Source organism: Variovorax sp. OV700, assembly GCF_900099805.1.
In the GTDB taxonomy this organism is placed as follows: Bacteria; Pseudomonadota; Gammaproteobacteria; order Burkholderiales; family Burkholderiaceae_C; genus Variovorax.
Map to the genome: position 1 here is coordinate 258,279 of NZ_FNDR01000009.1, position 12,967 is coordinate 271,245.

Here is a 12,967-nt window from a genome sequence, read left to right on the forward strand (position 1 = left end):
GCCTACGCGGCGGCCGTTCGATTTCGTTCATTGCCGAGATAGAGTGACGCTGTTGCGAAGTCGCGGGTCGGCTTTCAGAATCACAGGCCTGTCTCCCAAAAGTTTGAAGAAAGAAATTCACGCCATGGCAAAAGAATCGAAGACATCGAAAAACCCGTCGTCGTCCTCTTCGAAGGGCAAGGTGCCCAAGAAGGGCAATGCCCAGGTGGCGCAGGAGTCCGGCAGCCGCAACGCACCCATCATCAACATCGGCATCGAGCGCCAGGACCGCGCCGCCATTGCCGAGGGCCTGAGCCGCGTGTTGGCCGACACCTACACGCTCTACCTCACGACCCACAACTTTCACTGGAACGTGACGGGGCCGCACTTCAACTCGCTGCATGCGATGTTCATGGGCCAGTACACCGAACTCTGGGGCGCGACCGACGTGCTCGCGGAGCGCATTCGCGCGCTGGGCCATTACGCGCCGGGCTCTTACGCCGAGTTCAGCAAGATCGCCACCGTGCCGGACGTGCCGCAGACCCCGCCCAAGGCAATGGAGATGGTGCGCATCCTGGTCAAGGGCCACGAGACCGTGTCGCGCATTGCGCGCGAATTCATTCCCGTGGCCGAGGAAGCCGGTGACGACCCGACGGCCGACATGCTGACCGCGCGCTGCACGGTGCATGACCAGACCGCCTGGATGCTGCGTTCGCTGCTCGAAGACTGAGAAAGCGCCCGGGCCTCCGAGCCTTGGTACCGAGAGCGGCACAATGGCCGCTCTTTTTTTGCCCGCCGCATGCCTGCCCGCCGTTTTGCGCTCTATCTCGACCTGATTCGCTGGAACCGCCCCGCGGGCTGGCTGCTGCTGCTTTGGCCCACGCTGGGGGCGCTCTGGTTTGCATCGGAGGGTTGGCCGGGCTGGCATCTGCTGGCCGTGTTCGTGCTGGGCACCATCCTCATGCGCAGCGCGGGCTGCTGCGTCAACGACGTGGCCGACCGCGACTTCGACCGCCACGTGAAGCGGACCGCGCAGCGGCCGGTGACCAGCGGCGCGGTTTCTGTCAGGGAAGCGCTGCTGCTCGGTGCGATGCTAGCGCTGCTGGCCTTCGCTCTGGTGCTCACGACCAATCGGCTCACCATTCTCTGGTCGTTCGCGGCGCTGGCCATCACGCTGGCCTATCCGTTTGCCAAGCGCTTCGTCTCGGTCCCGCAGGCGGTGCTGGGTATTGCCTTCAGCTTCGGCATTCCGATGGCTTTTGCGGCGGTGCAATCCACGGTACCGGTGTTCGCTGGCTGGCTGCTGGCCGGCAACCTGTTCTGGGTGCTGGCCTACGACACCGAATATGCAATGGTCGACCGCGACGACGACCTCAAGATCGGCATGAAGACGTCGGCAATCACCTTCGGCCGCTTCGACGTGGCGGCGGTGATGGCGAGCTACGCGATCTTCCTGGCCGTCTGGGCGTGGGCCGGCGCCAGCCGGGGCCTGGGCGCGGTGTTTTTCGCCGCCATTGGCATCGCCGCGGCGCAGGCCGCCTGGCACTGGCAGCTGATTCGCGGCCGCACCCGCGACGGCTGCTTCAAGGCCTTCCGTCTGAACCACTGGCTCGGCTTCACGGTGTTCGCCGGCATCGCGGCCGGCTATGCGCTGAAGTAGATCGGACGATGGGCGGGGCCCTCAGGCCTTGCCGAATTCCTCGCCCAGTTCGGCCGCGCGCTTCTGCGCTGCGCGAATGGCGGTCTTGAACTTTGCCTTGACGTCGGCCCCCTCGAGCGAGGTGAGCGCCGCATGGGTCGTTCCGCCCTTCGAGGTCACGCGTTCGCGCAGCACCGATGGCGGCTCGGTGGCGCTGTGCGCCAGTGCCGAGGCCCCGGTGAAGGTGCCGATGGCCAGTCGCTGGGCCTGATCGGGCGACAGGCCCATTTCGACGCCGGCTTCGGTCATGGCCTCGATGAAATAGAACACATAGGCAGGGCCCGAGCCGGACATGGCCGTGACCGCGTCGAGCGCGGCTTCGTCGTCGACCCAGAGCAGCTCGCCGGTCGGCGCCAGCAGTTGCCCGACCAGGGCGCGATCGGCCGCGTCCACCCCGGCGCGTGCATAGAGGCCGGTCATGCCCTGGCCGACCAGCGCGGGTGTGTTGGGCATGGCGCGCACCACGCGTTCGCTGCCGAGCCAGCGCGCAATGCTGCCCGACGGAATGCCTGCCGCCACGCTCAGGTGCAGCGCGTTTTCGGCGAACGGGCGCACCGGCAGGGCCGCGTCCGCAAAAGTCTGCGGCTTGACCGCCCACACGACCACGGCGCAGCGCGAAAGAGCTTCGCTGGCCTCGGTGTGTGCGGTGATGTGAAAGGACTGCGCCAGCTTCCGGCGAGCCTCCTCGAAAGGCTCGACCACCTCGAAGGCGTCGGCGGGCGTGCCCTGCTTGATGAGGCCGCCGATGATGGCGCTGGCCATGTTGCCGCCGCCGATGAAGGCAATGGGAGGGAGCGGCGCCGGGCCGGTGCGGGGCAGGAATGTGACGGCAATGGTCATGGTCGGTCGGTGTATTCGAATGCCGCGAACTGGGTTGTCTGCAGCGGGTTGAAATTGTCGTCGCTCACCACCACCAGCATGCGTTTGCCGTCCGGCAGCGCCGGCCCCCAGCACATGCCTTCGGTGTTGTCCAAGCGCGAAAGGCCGAGCTGGGCGAAGTCGGCGACCAGCGTCTTCGTCGCGGGGCGATGGTTGCCCGCGGCGAGCGCGCCGATGTCCAGCACGTCGGTGGCGTCACGGGTATCGATCTCGTACAGGCGCAGCGAGTTTCCGGCGCCCGTGGCATAGGCGCGTTCCAGCACCAGCATGCGGTCGGCATCGAGCATCAGGACCTCGCTGATGCCATTGTCGGCAAGGCTGCCGGAAATCAGCGGCCGCAGCGGAATCGCATCGGGAACATAGGCAATCTGGCGTGTGGCCTGACCCGTTTCCAGGTCCATGCGGGTCAGCCGGCAAGGGCCGCCCGGCGCTTTGGTGGTGGGAATCGGGCCGTCCTGGATCAGCGCGTTTTCCATGGCGAGCCAGGCGTGGCGGCCGTCGGGCGTCAGCGCCAGGCCCTCCAGTCCCAGGTTGTCGCGCGGGCCGCGGCGCTGCAATGCGTCGGCTTTGAACATGGCCGGAAGGGCGAACTCGCGCAGCAGGCGGCCGTCGTGTGCCGATTCGTAGAAAGCCGGCCCGAATCCTCGGGTTACGTCGCCTTCGCTGGTCCAGAGCAGGGTTCCGGTATTTGGGCGCAGGCGCAGCGCTTCTGGGTCCGGCACGGGCGTCTGGGCGTCGGCGCTGCGGCGCGCGAGCCATAGGCCGCCCCCTGGGCGTTGCAATTGCACGACGCTCTTTGGGACGGGCGGCCGGAGCCAAGGCGGTGCCCACTGCGCGGTGTAGAAGCGGGCGGGGTTCAGGTCCGATCGGTCATCACTGAGAAGGACGTACTCACTTCTTTCTGCGTCGTAGTCGATGCCGGAGAGGCCTCCAGCAGTGGTGCCTTGTATATTCAGCCGATGCGGCCAGTAGGCCTCGGCCAAGTGGCGCAGCCGAATCGGCGTGACAGAGGGGATCACCGGGCTGCCGCAGCCTGCCAGTCCCAGCCCCGCAGCGGCGGCCGCACAGGCCAGCATGCTGCGGCGCAGGGGAGATGCGGGAGCTACGAGGCCTGAATTGACGGTGCGCACGCCTCCAAGTCTAGTTCTTGTGCATTTCGCCTCAGAAGGCAGTTGACATGCCCTGGGCCCCGTGCAACAATCGCAGGCTTCGCTTCAAAAGGCGAAGCTTTCAGCCCAAAGCGGAAGTGCCTCGAGTGGTTCGAGGTGCGGACGACGGGCCCAAGACTGACCGCAGCGTTTCCCTCCCGGAGGCGCATCGGTACAAGTTGGGAACTACTAGCAATGATCCAAACTGAATCCCGGCTCGAAGTGGCCGACAACACAGGCGCGAAGTCCGTCCTGTGTATCAAGGTGCTCGGTGGCTCCAAGCGGCGTTACGCCAGCGTGGGCGACGTCATCAAGGTGAGCATCAAGGAAGCCGCTCCGCGTGGTCGCGTCAAGAAGGGCGAGATCTACAGCGCAGTGGTGGTCCGCACCGCCAAGGGCATCCGTCGCGCCGACGGTTCCCTCGTCAAATTCGATGGCAACGCAGCCGTGTTGCTCAACGCCAAGCTGGAGCCTATCGGCACCCGCATCTTCGGACCGGTGACGCGCGAGCTGCGCACCGAAAAGTTCATGAAGATCGTGTCGCTGGCCCCCGAAGTTCTGTAAGGACAACAACGCCATGAACAAGATTCGCAAAGGCGACCAGGTCATCGTGTTGGCCGGGCGCGACAAGGGCAAGCGCGGCACCGTCTCGCTTCGCAAGGATGATTCGCACCTCGTCGTCGAGGGCGTGAACATCGTCAAGAAGCACGCCAAGCCGAACCCCCTCAAGGGTACGACCGGCGGCATCGTCGAAAAGACCATGCCCATTCACCAATCCAACGTGGCGATCTTCAATGCCGCGACCGGCAAGGCCGATCGCGTGGGCATCAAGATCACCCAGGGTGCTGACGGCAAGCGCGTGGCTGTTCGCGTCTTCAAGTCGAGCGGCGACGAAATCAAGTTCGCCTAAGAGGTACTCACATGGCACGTCTCCAACAACACTATCGCGAAAAGATCGCGAAAGACCTGACGGAAAAGTTCGGCTACAAGTCGCCGATGCAGGTCCCCCGCCTCACCAAGATCACGCTCAACATGGGCGTGGGTGAAGCTGTCGCCGACAAGAAGGTTCTCGACAACGCTGTCGCCGACCTGACCAAGATCGCCGGCCAGAAGCCCGTGGTCACTAAGTCGAAGAAGGCCATCGCCGGTTTCAAGATCCGCGAAAACCAGCCCATCGGCTGCATGGTCACGCTGCGTGGCGTGCAGATGTATGAGTTCCTGGACCGTTTCGTGACCATCGCGCTGCCGCGTGTTCGCGACTTCCGCGGCATCTCGGGCCGTGCGTTCGACGGCCGTGGCAACTACAACATCGGCGTCAAGGAACAGATCATTTTCCCCGAGATCGAATACGACAAGGTCGATGCCCTGCGCGGTCTCAACATCAGCATCACGACGACGGCCAAGACCGATGAAGAAGCCAAGGCGCTTCTCGCTGGTTTCCGTTTCCCGTTCAAGAACTGAGGCGAACCGTGGCTAAACAATCCCTGATCCAACGCGAACTCAAGCGCGACAAGCTGGTCGCCAAGTACGCTGCGAAGCACGCGGAACTGAAGGCAATTTCCAACGACCTGAAGAAGAGCGACGAAGAGCGCGCTGCTGCCCGCCTGGGCCTGCAAAAGCTCCCGCGCAACGCGAACCCCACGCGTCAGCGCAACCGTTGCGAAATCACCGGTCGCCCGCGTGGCACCTTCCGTCAATTCGGTCTGGCCCGCGCCAAGATCCGCGAACTGGCTTTCAATGGCGACATCCCCGGTGTCACCAAGGCCAGCTGGTAAGCCAGGCAGGAGCAAACAACATGAGCATGAGTGATCCCATTGCCGACCTGCTGACGCGTATCCGTAACGCGCAGATGGTGGCGAAGCCCACTGTGTCGATCCCGTCTTCCAAGGTGAAGGCTGCGATTGCACAGGTCCTGAAGGACGAAGGCTACATCGACGGCTTTGAAGTGAAGACCGAAGCCGGCAAGTCCGAACTCGTCATCACCTTGAAGTACTACGCTGGCCGCCCGGTCATCGAGCGCATCGAGCGCGTGAGCCGCCCCGGCCTGCGCGTCTACAAGGCCAGTGCTTCCATTCCGCAAGTCCAGAACGGCCTCGGCGTTGCGATCGTCACGACCCCCAAGGGCGTGATGACGGACCGCAAGGCACGCGCTACCGGTGTCGGTGGCGAAGTGCTGTGCTACGTCGCCTAACCGAGACATCGAGGAGTAACTGAAATGTCCCGAGTAGGAAAAATGCCGATCACCATCCCCGCAGGCGTGGATGTGTCGATCAAGGAAGACCAGATCAGCGTCAAGGGCACGGGCGGCACGCTCAACCTTGCACGCAATGCACTGGTCAAGGTCGTCAGCAATGACGGCAAGCTGAATTTCGAGCCCGCCAACGAGTCGCGTGAAGCGAATGCGATGAGCGGCACGATCCGTCAGCTGGTGAACAACATGGTGGTTGGCGTGACCAAGGGCTTCGAGAAGAAGCTCAACCTGGTCGGCGTCGGCTACAAGGCCGCGGCGTCCAACAACAAGTTGAACCTGCAAGTCGGTTATTCGCACCCGGTCAACATCGAAATGCCGCAAGGCATCACGGTGGCCACCGCGACCCCGACCGAAATCGTGATCAAGGGTGCTGACCGTCAGCGCGTTGGTCAAATCGCCGCTGAGATCCGCGCTGTTCGTCCGCCTGAGCCTTACAAGGGCAAGGGCATCCGTTATTCGGACGAGAAGATCGTGATCAAAGAGACCAAGAAGAAGTAAGGGGCAGCAAAATGATGTTGACCAAAAAAGCACAGCGTCTTCGCCGCTCGCGCCAGACCCGCATTCGCATCGCGACGCAGGGCGTGGCCCGTCTGACGGTGAACCGCACCAACCTGCACATCTACGCCACCGTCATCTCCGACGACGGCACCAAGGTGATTGCCACCGCATCGACGGCCGAAGCCGAAGTGCGCACCGCACTCGGCGGCTCGGGCAAGGGCGGCAATGCCGCCGCTGCAACGGCCATCGGCAAGCGCATCGCTGAAAAGGCGAAGGCTGCCGGCGTCGAGAAGGTCGCCTTCGACCGCGCAGGTTTTGCGTACCACGGCCGCGTCAAGGCGCTGGCCGATGCGGCTCGCGAAGCCGGTCTGCAGTTCTAACCGGACACGAGATTCAAAATGGCAAAGATTCAAGCAAGAACGCAGAACGAAGGCCCTGAAGACGGTTTGCGCGAGAAGATGATCGCGATCAACCGCGTCACCAAGGTGGTGAAGGGTGGTCGTATCCTCGGTTTCGCAGCACTGACCGTCGTGGGCGACGGCGAAGGCCGCGTCGGCATGGGCAAGGGCAAGTCGAAGGAAGTGCCTGCTGCCGTGCAGAAGGCAATGGAAGAAGCCCGCCGCAACCTGGCCAAGATCTCGATCAAGAACGGCACGCTGCATCACCGCGTGACGGGCCATTGGGGCGCTGCCTCGGTGGTCATGATCCCGGCCCCGAAGGGTACCGGCATCATCGCCGGCGGCCCGATGCGCGCCGTGTTCGAAGTCATGGGCATCACCGACATCGTGGCCAAGAGCCATGGTTCGTCGAACCCCTACAACATGGTTCGCGCCACGCTCGACGGGTTGAAGAACTCGACGACCGCGTCCGAAGTGGCTGCCAAGCGCGGCCTGACCGTCGAAGAAATCTTCGCCTGAGCGCAAGCTCTCGCAAGGCTGAAGGAAGCATTCAAATGACGACGCAACAACAAACCCTCAAGGTGCAATTGGTCAAGAGCCCGATTGGCACCAAGGAATCGCATCGCGCGACCGTGCGTGGCCTCGGCCTGCGCAAGCTCAACAGCGTGAGCGAGCTGCAAGACACCCCGGCGGTGCGCGGCATGATCAACAAGATCAGTTATCTGGTCAAAGTTCTGTAAGAGAGACTGATATGGAACTCAATGGCATCAAGCCGGCGGATGGCGCCAAGCACGCCAAGCGCCGTGTCGGCCGCGGTATCGGCTCCGGTATCGGCAAGACCGCAGGTCGCGGTCACAAGGGTCAGAAGTCGCGCGCAGGCGGTTTCCACAAGGTCGGCTTCGAAGGCGGTCAAATGCCGCTGCAGCGCCGCCTGCCGAAGCGCGGTTTCAAGTCGCACCTGCTGAAGTTCAACGCCGAAGTCACGCTGACTGCCCTCGAGCAGCTCGGCCTGGCCGAAGTCGATGTCCTGGCGCTCAAGCAAGCCGGCCTCGTGGGCCAGCTCGCCAAGGTCGTCAAGATCATCAAGACCGGTGAACTCACCAAGGCCGTCAAGCTGACGGGCGTGGGCGCAACCGCTGGTGCCAAGGCTGCGATCGAAGCAGCCGGCGGCAGCATCGCCTGATCACACTGGACTGAAAGAAGTTCTTCGTGGCAACTAACGCGGCAACGATCGCAAAAACAGGCAAGTTCGGTGACCTCCGTCGCCGGCTCGTCTTTTTGCTGCTCGCGCTCGTGGTCTACCGGATCGGCGCGCACATTCCTGTGCCGGGCATCAACCCGGACCAGTTGGCCGCATTGTTCCAGGGCCAGCAGGGCGGCATTCTGAGCCTGTTCAACATGTTCTCGGGCGGGGCGCTCTCGCGCTTTACCGTGTTCGCGTTGGGGATCATGCCGTACATCTCGGCGTCGATCATCATGCAGCTGATGACCTACGTGCTTCCGACCTTCGAGCAATTGAAAAAGGAAGGCGAGGCCGGACGCCGCAAGATCACGCAGTACACGCGCTACGGTGCGCTCGGCCTGGCTTTGTTCCAGTCGTTCAGCATCGCAGTGGCTCTCGAATCGTCGGCTGGCCTCGTCATCGCTCCCGGTTTCGGCTTCCGCCTGACCGCGATGGTGAGCCTCACGGCAGGTTCGATGTTCCTGATGTGGCTCGGCGAGCAGATCACCGAACGCGGCCTGGGCAACGGCATCTCGATCCTGATCTTTGCAGGTATCGCGGCCGGCTTGCCGAACGCCATTGGCGGCCTGGCTTCGCTGGTGACTACCGGTGCAATGAATCCGATCATCGCGCTCTTCATCATTGCGATCGTGGTGCTGGTCACCTACTTCGTGGTGTTCGTCGAACGCGGCCAGCGCAAGATCCTCGTGAACTATGCGCGGCGCCAGGTCGGCAACAAGGTCTATGGCGGCCAGTCGTCGCACCTGCCCTTGAAGTTGAACATGGCCGGTGTGATTCCGCCGATCTTCGCCTCGTCGATCATCCTGCTGCCCGCAACGGTGGTCGGCTGGTTCAGCACCGGCGAAGGTGGTTTCCGCTGGATCAAGGACGTTGCCGGCGCACTGCGTCCGGGCGAGCCGATCTACGTGCTGCTGTACGCTGCCGCGATCGTTTTCTTCTGCTTCTTCTACACGGCACTCGTGTTCAACAGCAAGGAAACGGCCGACAACCTGAAGAAGAGTGGTGCATTCATTCCGGGCATCCGTCCGGGTGACCAGACCGCTCGCTATATCGACAAGATTCTGGTTCGCCTGACGTTGGCCGGCGCGGTGTACATCACCTTCGTCTGCCTGCTGCCCGAGTTCCTGATCCTGAAGTACAACGTACCGTTCTACTTCGGTGGTACCTCCCTGCTGATCATCGTGGTCGTCACGATGGACTTCATGGCCCAGGTGCAAAACTACATGATGTCCCAGCAGTACGAATCGCTGCTAAAGAAGGCCAACTTCAAGACATCGTAGGGCTGTGAGTTTCAGTTTGAGAATTTGGGTAGGGGCGGTGTACCGCCACGTTAAACAGTTTTAGGAGAATGAAATGAGAGTTTCGGCTTCGGTCAAAACCATCTGCCGTAATTGCAAGGTCATCCGCCGTAAAGGTGTGGTGCGTGTGATTTGCACCGACCCGCGCCACAAGCAGCGCCAGGGTTGATTGAAGAGTATTAGAGGACGCACATGGCACGTATTGCTGGCATCAACATTCCGCCGCACAAGCACGCTGAAATCGGCCTGACCGCCATCTTCGGCATCGGTCGCACGCGCGCCCGTCAAATCTGCGAAGCGAGCGGCATCGAATATTCGAAGAAGATCAAGGATCTGACCGACGCCGATCTCGAAAAGATCCGCGACCAGATCGCTCTCTTCACCATCGAAGGCGATCTGCGTCGCGAGACGACGATGAACATCAAGCGTTTGATGGACATCGGTTGCTATCGCGGCTTCCGTCACCGTCGCGGCCTGCCGATGCGCGGCCAGCGCACGCGCACCAATGCCCGCACCCGCAAGGGTCCGCGCAAGGCTGCGCAGTCCCTGAAGAAATAAGGATAGACCAGCATGGCTAAAGCACCTGCAAACAACGCCGCACAGCGCGTTCGCAAGAAGGTTCGCAAGAACGTTGCGGACGGCATCGCCCACGTGCATGCCTCGTTCAACAACACCATCATCACGATCACCGATCGCCAGGGCAACGCCCTGTCGTGGGCTTCGTCGGGTGGCCAGGGCTTCAAGGGCTCGCGCAAGTCGACGCCGTTCGCTGCGCAGGTGGCTTCCGAAGTGGCCGGCCGTGCTGCTGTCGAACAAGGTATCAAGAACCTCGACGTCGAGATCAAGGGCCCGGGCCCCGGTCGCGAATCGTCGGTGCGCGCACTGGCTGCGCTCGGCATCCGGATCAATTCCATTGCCGACGTGACGCCCGTTCCGCACAACGGCTGCCGTCCCCAGAAGCGTCGCCGCATCTGATCGTCAGTCCGCAAGGCGCAGCCGGCTTTTGAGCGGCTGCGCATTTGTTTTTTTTACTAAGCCCACCGCCATCCGCGTCTTCGCCGATGGCTCCCGCAGGCAACTGCGGCAGATGACACAAAGGAAAACTCGTGGCACGCTACCTCGGCCCCAAGGCCAAACTCTCCCGCCGTGAAGGCACCGACCTGTTCCTGAAGAGCGCCCGCCGCTCCATCCAGGACAAGGCCAAGTTCGATTCCAAGCCCGGCCAGCACGGCCGCACTTCGGGTCAGCGCACCTCCGACTACGGCCTGCAGCTGCGCGAAAAGCAGAAGGTCAAGCGCATGTACGGCGTGCTCGAGAAGCAGTTCCGCCGCTACTTCGAAGAAGCCGATCGTCGCCGTGGCAACACCGGCGCCAACCTGCTGTTCATCCTCGAATCGCGCCTGGACAACGTCGTCTACCGCATGGGCTTCGGCTCGACGCGCGCCGAAGCACGCCAGCTCGTGTCGCACAAGGCAATCACGGTGAATGGCCAGTCGGTCAACATCCCGTCGTACCTGGTGAAGACCGGCGACGTGATCGCCGTTCGCGACAAGTCGAAGAAGCAGACCCGCATTGCCGAAGCGCTCCAACTGGCCCAACAAGTCGGTATTCCGGCCTGGGTCGAAGTGAACGCCGACAAGGCCGAAGGCACCTTCAAGAAGGTGCCCGATCGCGACGAATTCGCAGCCGACATCAACGAATCGCTGATCGTCGAACTGTACTCGCGCTAAACAGACGATAACGGGCCGCCCTTCGCGGCCCGAATTTGATTTTTTTGTTCCCATCGGGAGGCACTCCCGACGGGTGCTTCACCAGCCTTACCGGTGTAACGAGCCGGGGGTATTGAGAGGAAGTCTGCATGCAAACCACCCTGCTGAAACCCAAGACCATTCAGGTCGAGCAACTTGCCGCCAACAAGGCCAAGGTCACGCTCGAACCTTTCGAGCGCGGCTACGGCCACACGCTCGGCAACGCGCTGCGCCGCGTTCTGCTGTCGTCGATGGTCGGTTATTCGGCCACTGAAGTCACGATCGCCGGCGTTCTGCATGAGTACTCGTCGATCGACGGCGTGCAGGAAGATGTCGTCAACATCCTGCTGAATCTCAAGGGCGTGGTGTTCAAGCTCCACAACCGCGACGAAGTCACGCTGAGCCTGCGCAAGGACGGCGAAGGCCCGGTCCTGGCGTCGGACATCCAGACCCCGCACGACGTCGAGATCATCAACCCCGACCACGTGATCGCGCACCTGTCGCAAGGCGGCAAGCTCGACATGCAGATCAAGGTCGAAAAGGGCCGCGGCTATGTGCCGGGCACGATGCGCCGCTACGCCGACGAGCCGACCAAGTCGATTGGCCGCATCGTCCTGGACGCTTCGTTCTCGCCCGTGAAGCGTGTGAGCTACACGGTCGAAAGCGCCCGTGTCGAACAGCGCACCGACCTGGACAAGCTGCTGGTCGAAATCGAAACCAACGGCGCGATCACCGCCGAAGACGCAGTTCGCGCCTCGGCTAAAATCCTGGTTGAGCAACTGGCCGTGTTCGCACAGCTCGAAGGGGGCGAACTGGCTGCATTCGACACGCCGGCACCGCGCAGCGCACAGCAATTCGACCCGATCCTGCTGCGCCCTGTCGACGAGCTCGAGCTCACCGTGCGTTCGGCCAACTGCCTGAAGGCCGAAAACATCTACTACATCGGTGACCTGATCCAGCGCACCGAGAACGAGCTGCTCAAGACCCCGAACCTGGGTCGCAAGTCGCTCAACGAAATCAAGGAAGTGCTTGCTTCGCGCGGCCTGACCTTGGGTATGAAGCTTGAAAGCTGGCCGCCGGCCGGTCTCGACAAGCGTTGATTTTTTTTTTTTGATGAAGTAGGGCCCATGAGGGCTCGTGCCCGGGCAGTACCTGATACGGCTGCCTGTTTAATAAAGTAAAGGAAAGCACCATGCGTCACGGACACGGACTCCGCAAACTCAACCGCACCAGCTCGCACCGCCTTGCGATGCTGCAGAACATGATGAATTCGCTCATCGAGCACGAAGTCATCAAGACCACGGTCCCCAAGGCCAAGGAACTGCGCCGCGTCATCGAACCGATGATCACGCTCGCCAAGAAGCCGACGCTCGCCAACAAGCGCCTGGCCTTCGACCGCCTGCGCGACCGCGACAGCGTCGTCAAGCTTTTCGCCGATCTGGGCCCGCGTTTCGCGGCACGTCCGGGCGGCTACACGCGCATCCTGAAAATGGGTTTCCGCGTGGGCGACAACGCGCCGATGGCTCTGGTCGAACTGGTCGACCGTCCTGAAATTAAAGAAGCAGATGCCGAGCAAGGCGCTGCTGAATAAGGTATAATTCCATCTTGCCGCGCGATGGAGCAGCCTGGTAGCTCGTTGGGCTCATAACCCAAAGGTCGCAAGTTCAAATCTTGCTCGCGCAACCAATTTAAAAGGCCCTTTGAATTTCAAAGGGCCTTTTTTCTTGGGTCTGACCCGTCCTGAAATGGGTTGACACCTTTTCCCCCAAGAAAAGGCAAGTCAATGGAATCAGGCGTCAAACGCACGCAGCGTGACTACACGCTGG

At 62.2% G+C, this 12,967-nt stretch carries 21 protein-coding genes and 1 tRNA gene; 20 read left to right on the forward strand and 2 right to left on the reverse strand.

Features of this window, described 5'->3' with window-relative positions; all coding sequences use genetic code 11:
* The first annotated feature begins 124 nt into the window (after nucleotides 1–124).
* Nucleotides 125–709, forward strand: a complete 585-nt coding sequence (locus BLR24_RS21485; protein WP_093020656.1) for a Dps family protein — start codon at nucleotides 125–127, stop codon at nucleotides 707–709.
* 69 nt (nucleotides 710–778) lie between these two features.
* A complete protein-coding gene (gene ubiA, locus BLR24_RS21490) occupies nucleotides 779–1,639 on the forward strand; it encodes a 4-hydroxybenzoate octaprenyltransferase (RefSeq protein ID WP_093020596.1) in 861 nt (286 codons plus the stop codon).
* A gap of 21 nt (nucleotides 1,640–1,660) precedes the next feature.
* On the opposite strand, the gene proC is transcribed toward ubiA, so the two are convergent.
* On the reverse strand, nucleotides 1,661–2,518 hold the full coding sequence (proC, locus tag BLR24_RS21495; RefSeq protein ID WP_093020598.1) for a pyrroline-5-carboxylate reductase: 858 nt from the start codon (nucleotides 2,516–2,518) through the stop codon (nucleotides 1,661–1,663).
* Nucleotides 2,515–3,687: an esterase-like activity of phytase family protein gene (locus BLR24_RS21500; RefSeq protein WP_254787487.1), complete on the reverse strand. Its 1,173-nt coding sequence runs from the start codon at nucleotides 3,685–3,687 to the stop codon at nucleotides 2,515–2,517. Before BLR24_RS21500 ends, proC begins: the two co-directional genes overlap by 4 nt.
* 213 nt (nucleotides 3,688–3,900) lie before the next feature.
* Between BLR24_RS21500 and rplN the strand changes: the two genes are divergently transcribed.
* The 18 genes from rplN (at nucleotide 3,901) to BLR24_RS21590 (ending at nucleotide 12,827) form a co-directional block, all read left to right on the forward strand.
* Nucleotides 3,901–4,269 (forward strand): 50S ribosomal protein L14, encoded by a 369-nt coding sequence (rplN, locus tag BLR24_RS21505; RefSeq protein ID WP_009124801.1) that lies wholly within the window; start codon nucleotides 3,901–3,903, stop codon nucleotides 4,267–4,269.
* 13 nt (nucleotides 4,270–4,282) lie between these two features.
* Nucleotides 4,283–4,615: a 50S ribosomal protein L24 gene (gene rplX / locus BLR24_RS21510; RefSeq protein WP_015867799.1), complete on the forward strand. Its 333-nt coding sequence runs from the start codon at nucleotides 4,283–4,285 to the stop codon at nucleotides 4,613–4,615.
* 11 nt (nucleotides 4,616–4,626) lie between these two features.
* Complete coding sequence (gene rplE / locus BLR24_RS21515; RefSeq protein ID WP_013544114.1) at nucleotides 4,627–5,166, forward strand: 50S ribosomal protein L5; 540 nt, start codon at nucleotides 4,627–4,629, stop codon at nucleotides 5,164–5,166.
* A gap of 8 nt (nucleotides 5,167–5,174) precedes the next feature.
* Complete coding sequence (gene rpsN, locus BLR24_RS21520; RefSeq protein WP_015867798.1) at nucleotides 5,175–5,480, forward strand: 30S ribosomal protein S14; 306 nt, start codon at nucleotides 5,175–5,177, stop codon at nucleotides 5,478–5,480.
* A gap of 20 nt (nucleotides 5,481–5,500) precedes the next feature.
* On the forward strand, nucleotides 5,501–5,896 hold the full coding sequence (rpsH, locus tag BLR24_RS21525; RefSeq protein WP_093020602.1) for a 30S ribosomal protein S8: 396 nt from the start codon (nucleotides 5,501–5,503) through the stop codon (nucleotides 5,894–5,896).
* A gap of 24 nt (nucleotides 5,897–5,920) precedes the next feature.
* Nucleotides 5,921–6,454, forward strand: a complete 534-nt coding sequence (gene rplF / locus BLR24_RS21530) for a 50S ribosomal protein L6 (RefSeq protein WP_028258412.1) — start codon at nucleotides 5,921–5,923, stop codon at nucleotides 6,452–6,454.
* 14 nt (nucleotides 6,455–6,468) lie between these two features.
* On the forward strand, nucleotides 6,469–6,834 hold the full coding sequence (rplR, locus tag BLR24_RS21535; RefSeq protein WP_038111818.1) for a 50S ribosomal protein L18: 366 nt from the start codon (nucleotides 6,469–6,471) through the stop codon (nucleotides 6,832–6,834).
* Nucleotides 6,835–6,852: 18 nt separating this feature from the next.
* Nucleotides 6,853–7,371: a 30S ribosomal protein S5 gene (gene rpsE / locus BLR24_RS21540; RefSeq protein WP_028258414.1), complete on the forward strand. Its 519-nt coding sequence runs from the start codon at nucleotides 6,853–6,855 to the stop codon at nucleotides 7,369–7,371.
* 35 nt (nucleotides 7,372–7,406) lie between these two features.
* Nucleotides 7,407–7,592, forward strand: coding sequence for a 50S ribosomal protein L30 (gene rpmD / locus BLR24_RS21545; RefSeq protein WP_009124818.1), 186 nt, complete (start codon nucleotides 7,407–7,409; stop codon nucleotides 7,590–7,592).
* An 11-nt stretch (nucleotides 7,593–7,603) separates the two neighbouring features.
* Nucleotides 7,604–8,035, forward strand: a complete 432-nt coding sequence (rplO, locus tag BLR24_RS21550; protein ID WP_055807818.1) for a 50S ribosomal protein L15 — start codon at nucleotides 7,604–7,606, stop codon at nucleotides 8,033–8,035.
* A 26-nt stretch (nucleotides 8,036–8,061) separates the two neighbouring features.
* The gene (gene secY, locus BLR24_RS21555) at nucleotides 8,062–9,375 is read left to right on the forward strand and encodes a preprotein translocase subunit SecY (RefSeq protein ID WP_028258416.1); all 1,314 of its coding nucleotides are present in this window, start codon (nucleotides 8,062–8,064) and stop codon (nucleotides 9,373–9,375) included.
* A 73-nt stretch (nucleotides 9,376–9,448) separates the two neighbouring features.
* Nucleotides 9,449–9,562, forward strand: coding sequence for a 50S ribosomal protein L36 (gene rpmJ, locus BLR24_RS21560; protein WP_013544106.1), 114 nt, complete (start codon nucleotides 9,449–9,451; stop codon nucleotides 9,560–9,562).
* A gap of 23 nt (nucleotides 9,563–9,585) precedes the next feature.
* Nucleotides 9,586–9,951: a 30S ribosomal protein S13 gene (rpsM, locus tag BLR24_RS21565; protein WP_013544105.1), complete on the forward strand. Its 366-nt coding sequence runs from the start codon at nucleotides 9,586–9,588 to the stop codon at nucleotides 9,949–9,951.
* A gap of 12 nt (nucleotides 9,952–9,963) precedes the next feature.
* Entirely contained in the window at nucleotides 9,964–10,368 is a 405-nt protein-coding gene (gene rpsK, locus BLR24_RS21570; protein WP_009124825.1) for a 30S ribosomal protein S11, read from the forward strand.
* A gap of 131 nt (nucleotides 10,369–10,499) precedes the next feature.
* Nucleotides 10,500–11,123 (forward strand): 30S ribosomal protein S4, encoded by a 624-nt coding sequence (gene rpsD / locus BLR24_RS21575; RefSeq protein WP_013544104.1) that lies wholly within the window; start codon nucleotides 10,500–10,502, stop codon nucleotides 11,121–11,123.
* A 128-nt stretch (nucleotides 11,124–11,251) separates the two neighbouring features.
* Nucleotides 11,252–12,241 carry a DNA-directed RNA polymerase subunit alpha gene (rpoA, locus tag BLR24_RS21580; protein WP_028258417.1) on the forward strand — a complete coding sequence of 330 codons (990 nt, stop codon included), beginning with the start codon at nucleotides 11,252–11,254 and terminating at the stop codon, nucleotides 12,239–12,241.
* A 92-nt stretch (nucleotides 12,242–12,333) separates the two neighbouring features.
* Nucleotides 12,334–12,732 carry a 50S ribosomal protein L17 gene (gene rplQ, locus BLR24_RS21585; RefSeq protein ID WP_013544103.1) on the forward strand — a complete coding sequence of 133 codons (399 nt, stop codon included), beginning with the start codon at nucleotides 12,334–12,336 and terminating at the stop codon, nucleotides 12,730–12,732.
* A gap of 18 nt (nucleotides 12,733–12,750) precedes the next feature.
* Nucleotides 12,751–12,827: transfer RNA gene (locus BLR24_RS21590), tRNA-Met, on the forward strand.
* Nucleotides 12,828–12,967 lie beyond the last annotated feature (140 nt).

Coding starts and splice junctions, on each gene's coding strand:
- BLR24_RS21485 (WP_093020656.1), top strand. CDS start 125: ATGGCAAAAGAATCGAAGACATCGAAAAACCCGTCGTCGTCCTCTTCG.
- ubiA (WP_093020596.1), top strand. CDS start 779: ATGCCTGCCCGCCGTTTTGCGCTCTATCTCGACCTGATTCGCTGGAAC.
- proC (WP_093020598.1), bottom strand. CDS start 2,518: ATGACCATTGCCGTCACATTCCTGCCCCGCACCGGCCCGGCGCCGCTC.
- rplN (WP_009124801.1), top strand. CDS start 3,901: ATGATCCAAACTGAATCCCGGCTCGAAGTGGCCGACAACACAGGCGCG.
- rplX (WP_015867799.1), top strand. CDS start 4,283: ATGAACAAGATTCGCAAAGGCGACCAGGTCATCGTGTTGGCCGGGCGC.
- rplE (WP_013544114.1), top strand. CDS start 4,627: ATGGCACGTCTCCAACAACACTATCGCGAAAAGATCGCGAAAGACCTG.
- rpsH (WP_093020602.1), top strand. CDS start 5,501: ATGAGCATGAGTGATCCCATTGCCGACCTGCTGACGCGTATCCGTAAC.
- rplF (WP_028258412.1), top strand. CDS start 5,921: ATGTCCCGAGTAGGAAAAATGCCGATCACCATCCCCGCAGGCGTGGAT.
- rplR (WP_038111818.1), top strand. CDS start 6,469: ATGTTGACCAAAAAAGCACAGCGTCTTCGCCGCTCGCGCCAGACCCGC.
- rpsE (WP_028258414.1), top strand. CDS start 6,853: ATGGCAAAGATTCAAGCAAGAACGCAGAACGAAGGCCCTGAAGACGGT.
- rpmD (WP_009124818.1), top strand. CDS start 7,407: ATGACGACGCAACAACAAACCCTCAAGGTGCAATTGGTCAAGAGCCCG.
- rplO (WP_055807818.1), top strand. CDS start 7,604: ATGGAACTCAATGGCATCAAGCCGGCGGATGGCGCCAAGCACGCCAAG.
- rpmJ (WP_013544106.1), top strand. CDS start 9,449: ATGAGAGTTTCGGCTTCGGTCAAAACCATCTGCCGTAATTGCAAGGTC.
- rpsM (WP_013544105.1), top strand. CDS start 9,586: ATGGCACGTATTGCTGGCATCAACATTCCGCCGCACAAGCACGCTGAA.
- rpsK (WP_009124825.1), top strand. CDS start 9,964: ATGGCTAAAGCACCTGCAAACAACGCCGCACAGCGCGTTCGCAAGAAG.
- rpoA (WP_028258417.1), top strand. CDS start 11,252: ATGCAAACCACCCTGCTGAAACCCAAGACCATTCAGGTCGAGCAACTT.
- rplQ (WP_013544103.1), top strand. CDS start 12,334: ATGCGTCACGGACACGGACTCCGCAAACTCAACCGCACCAGCTCGCAC.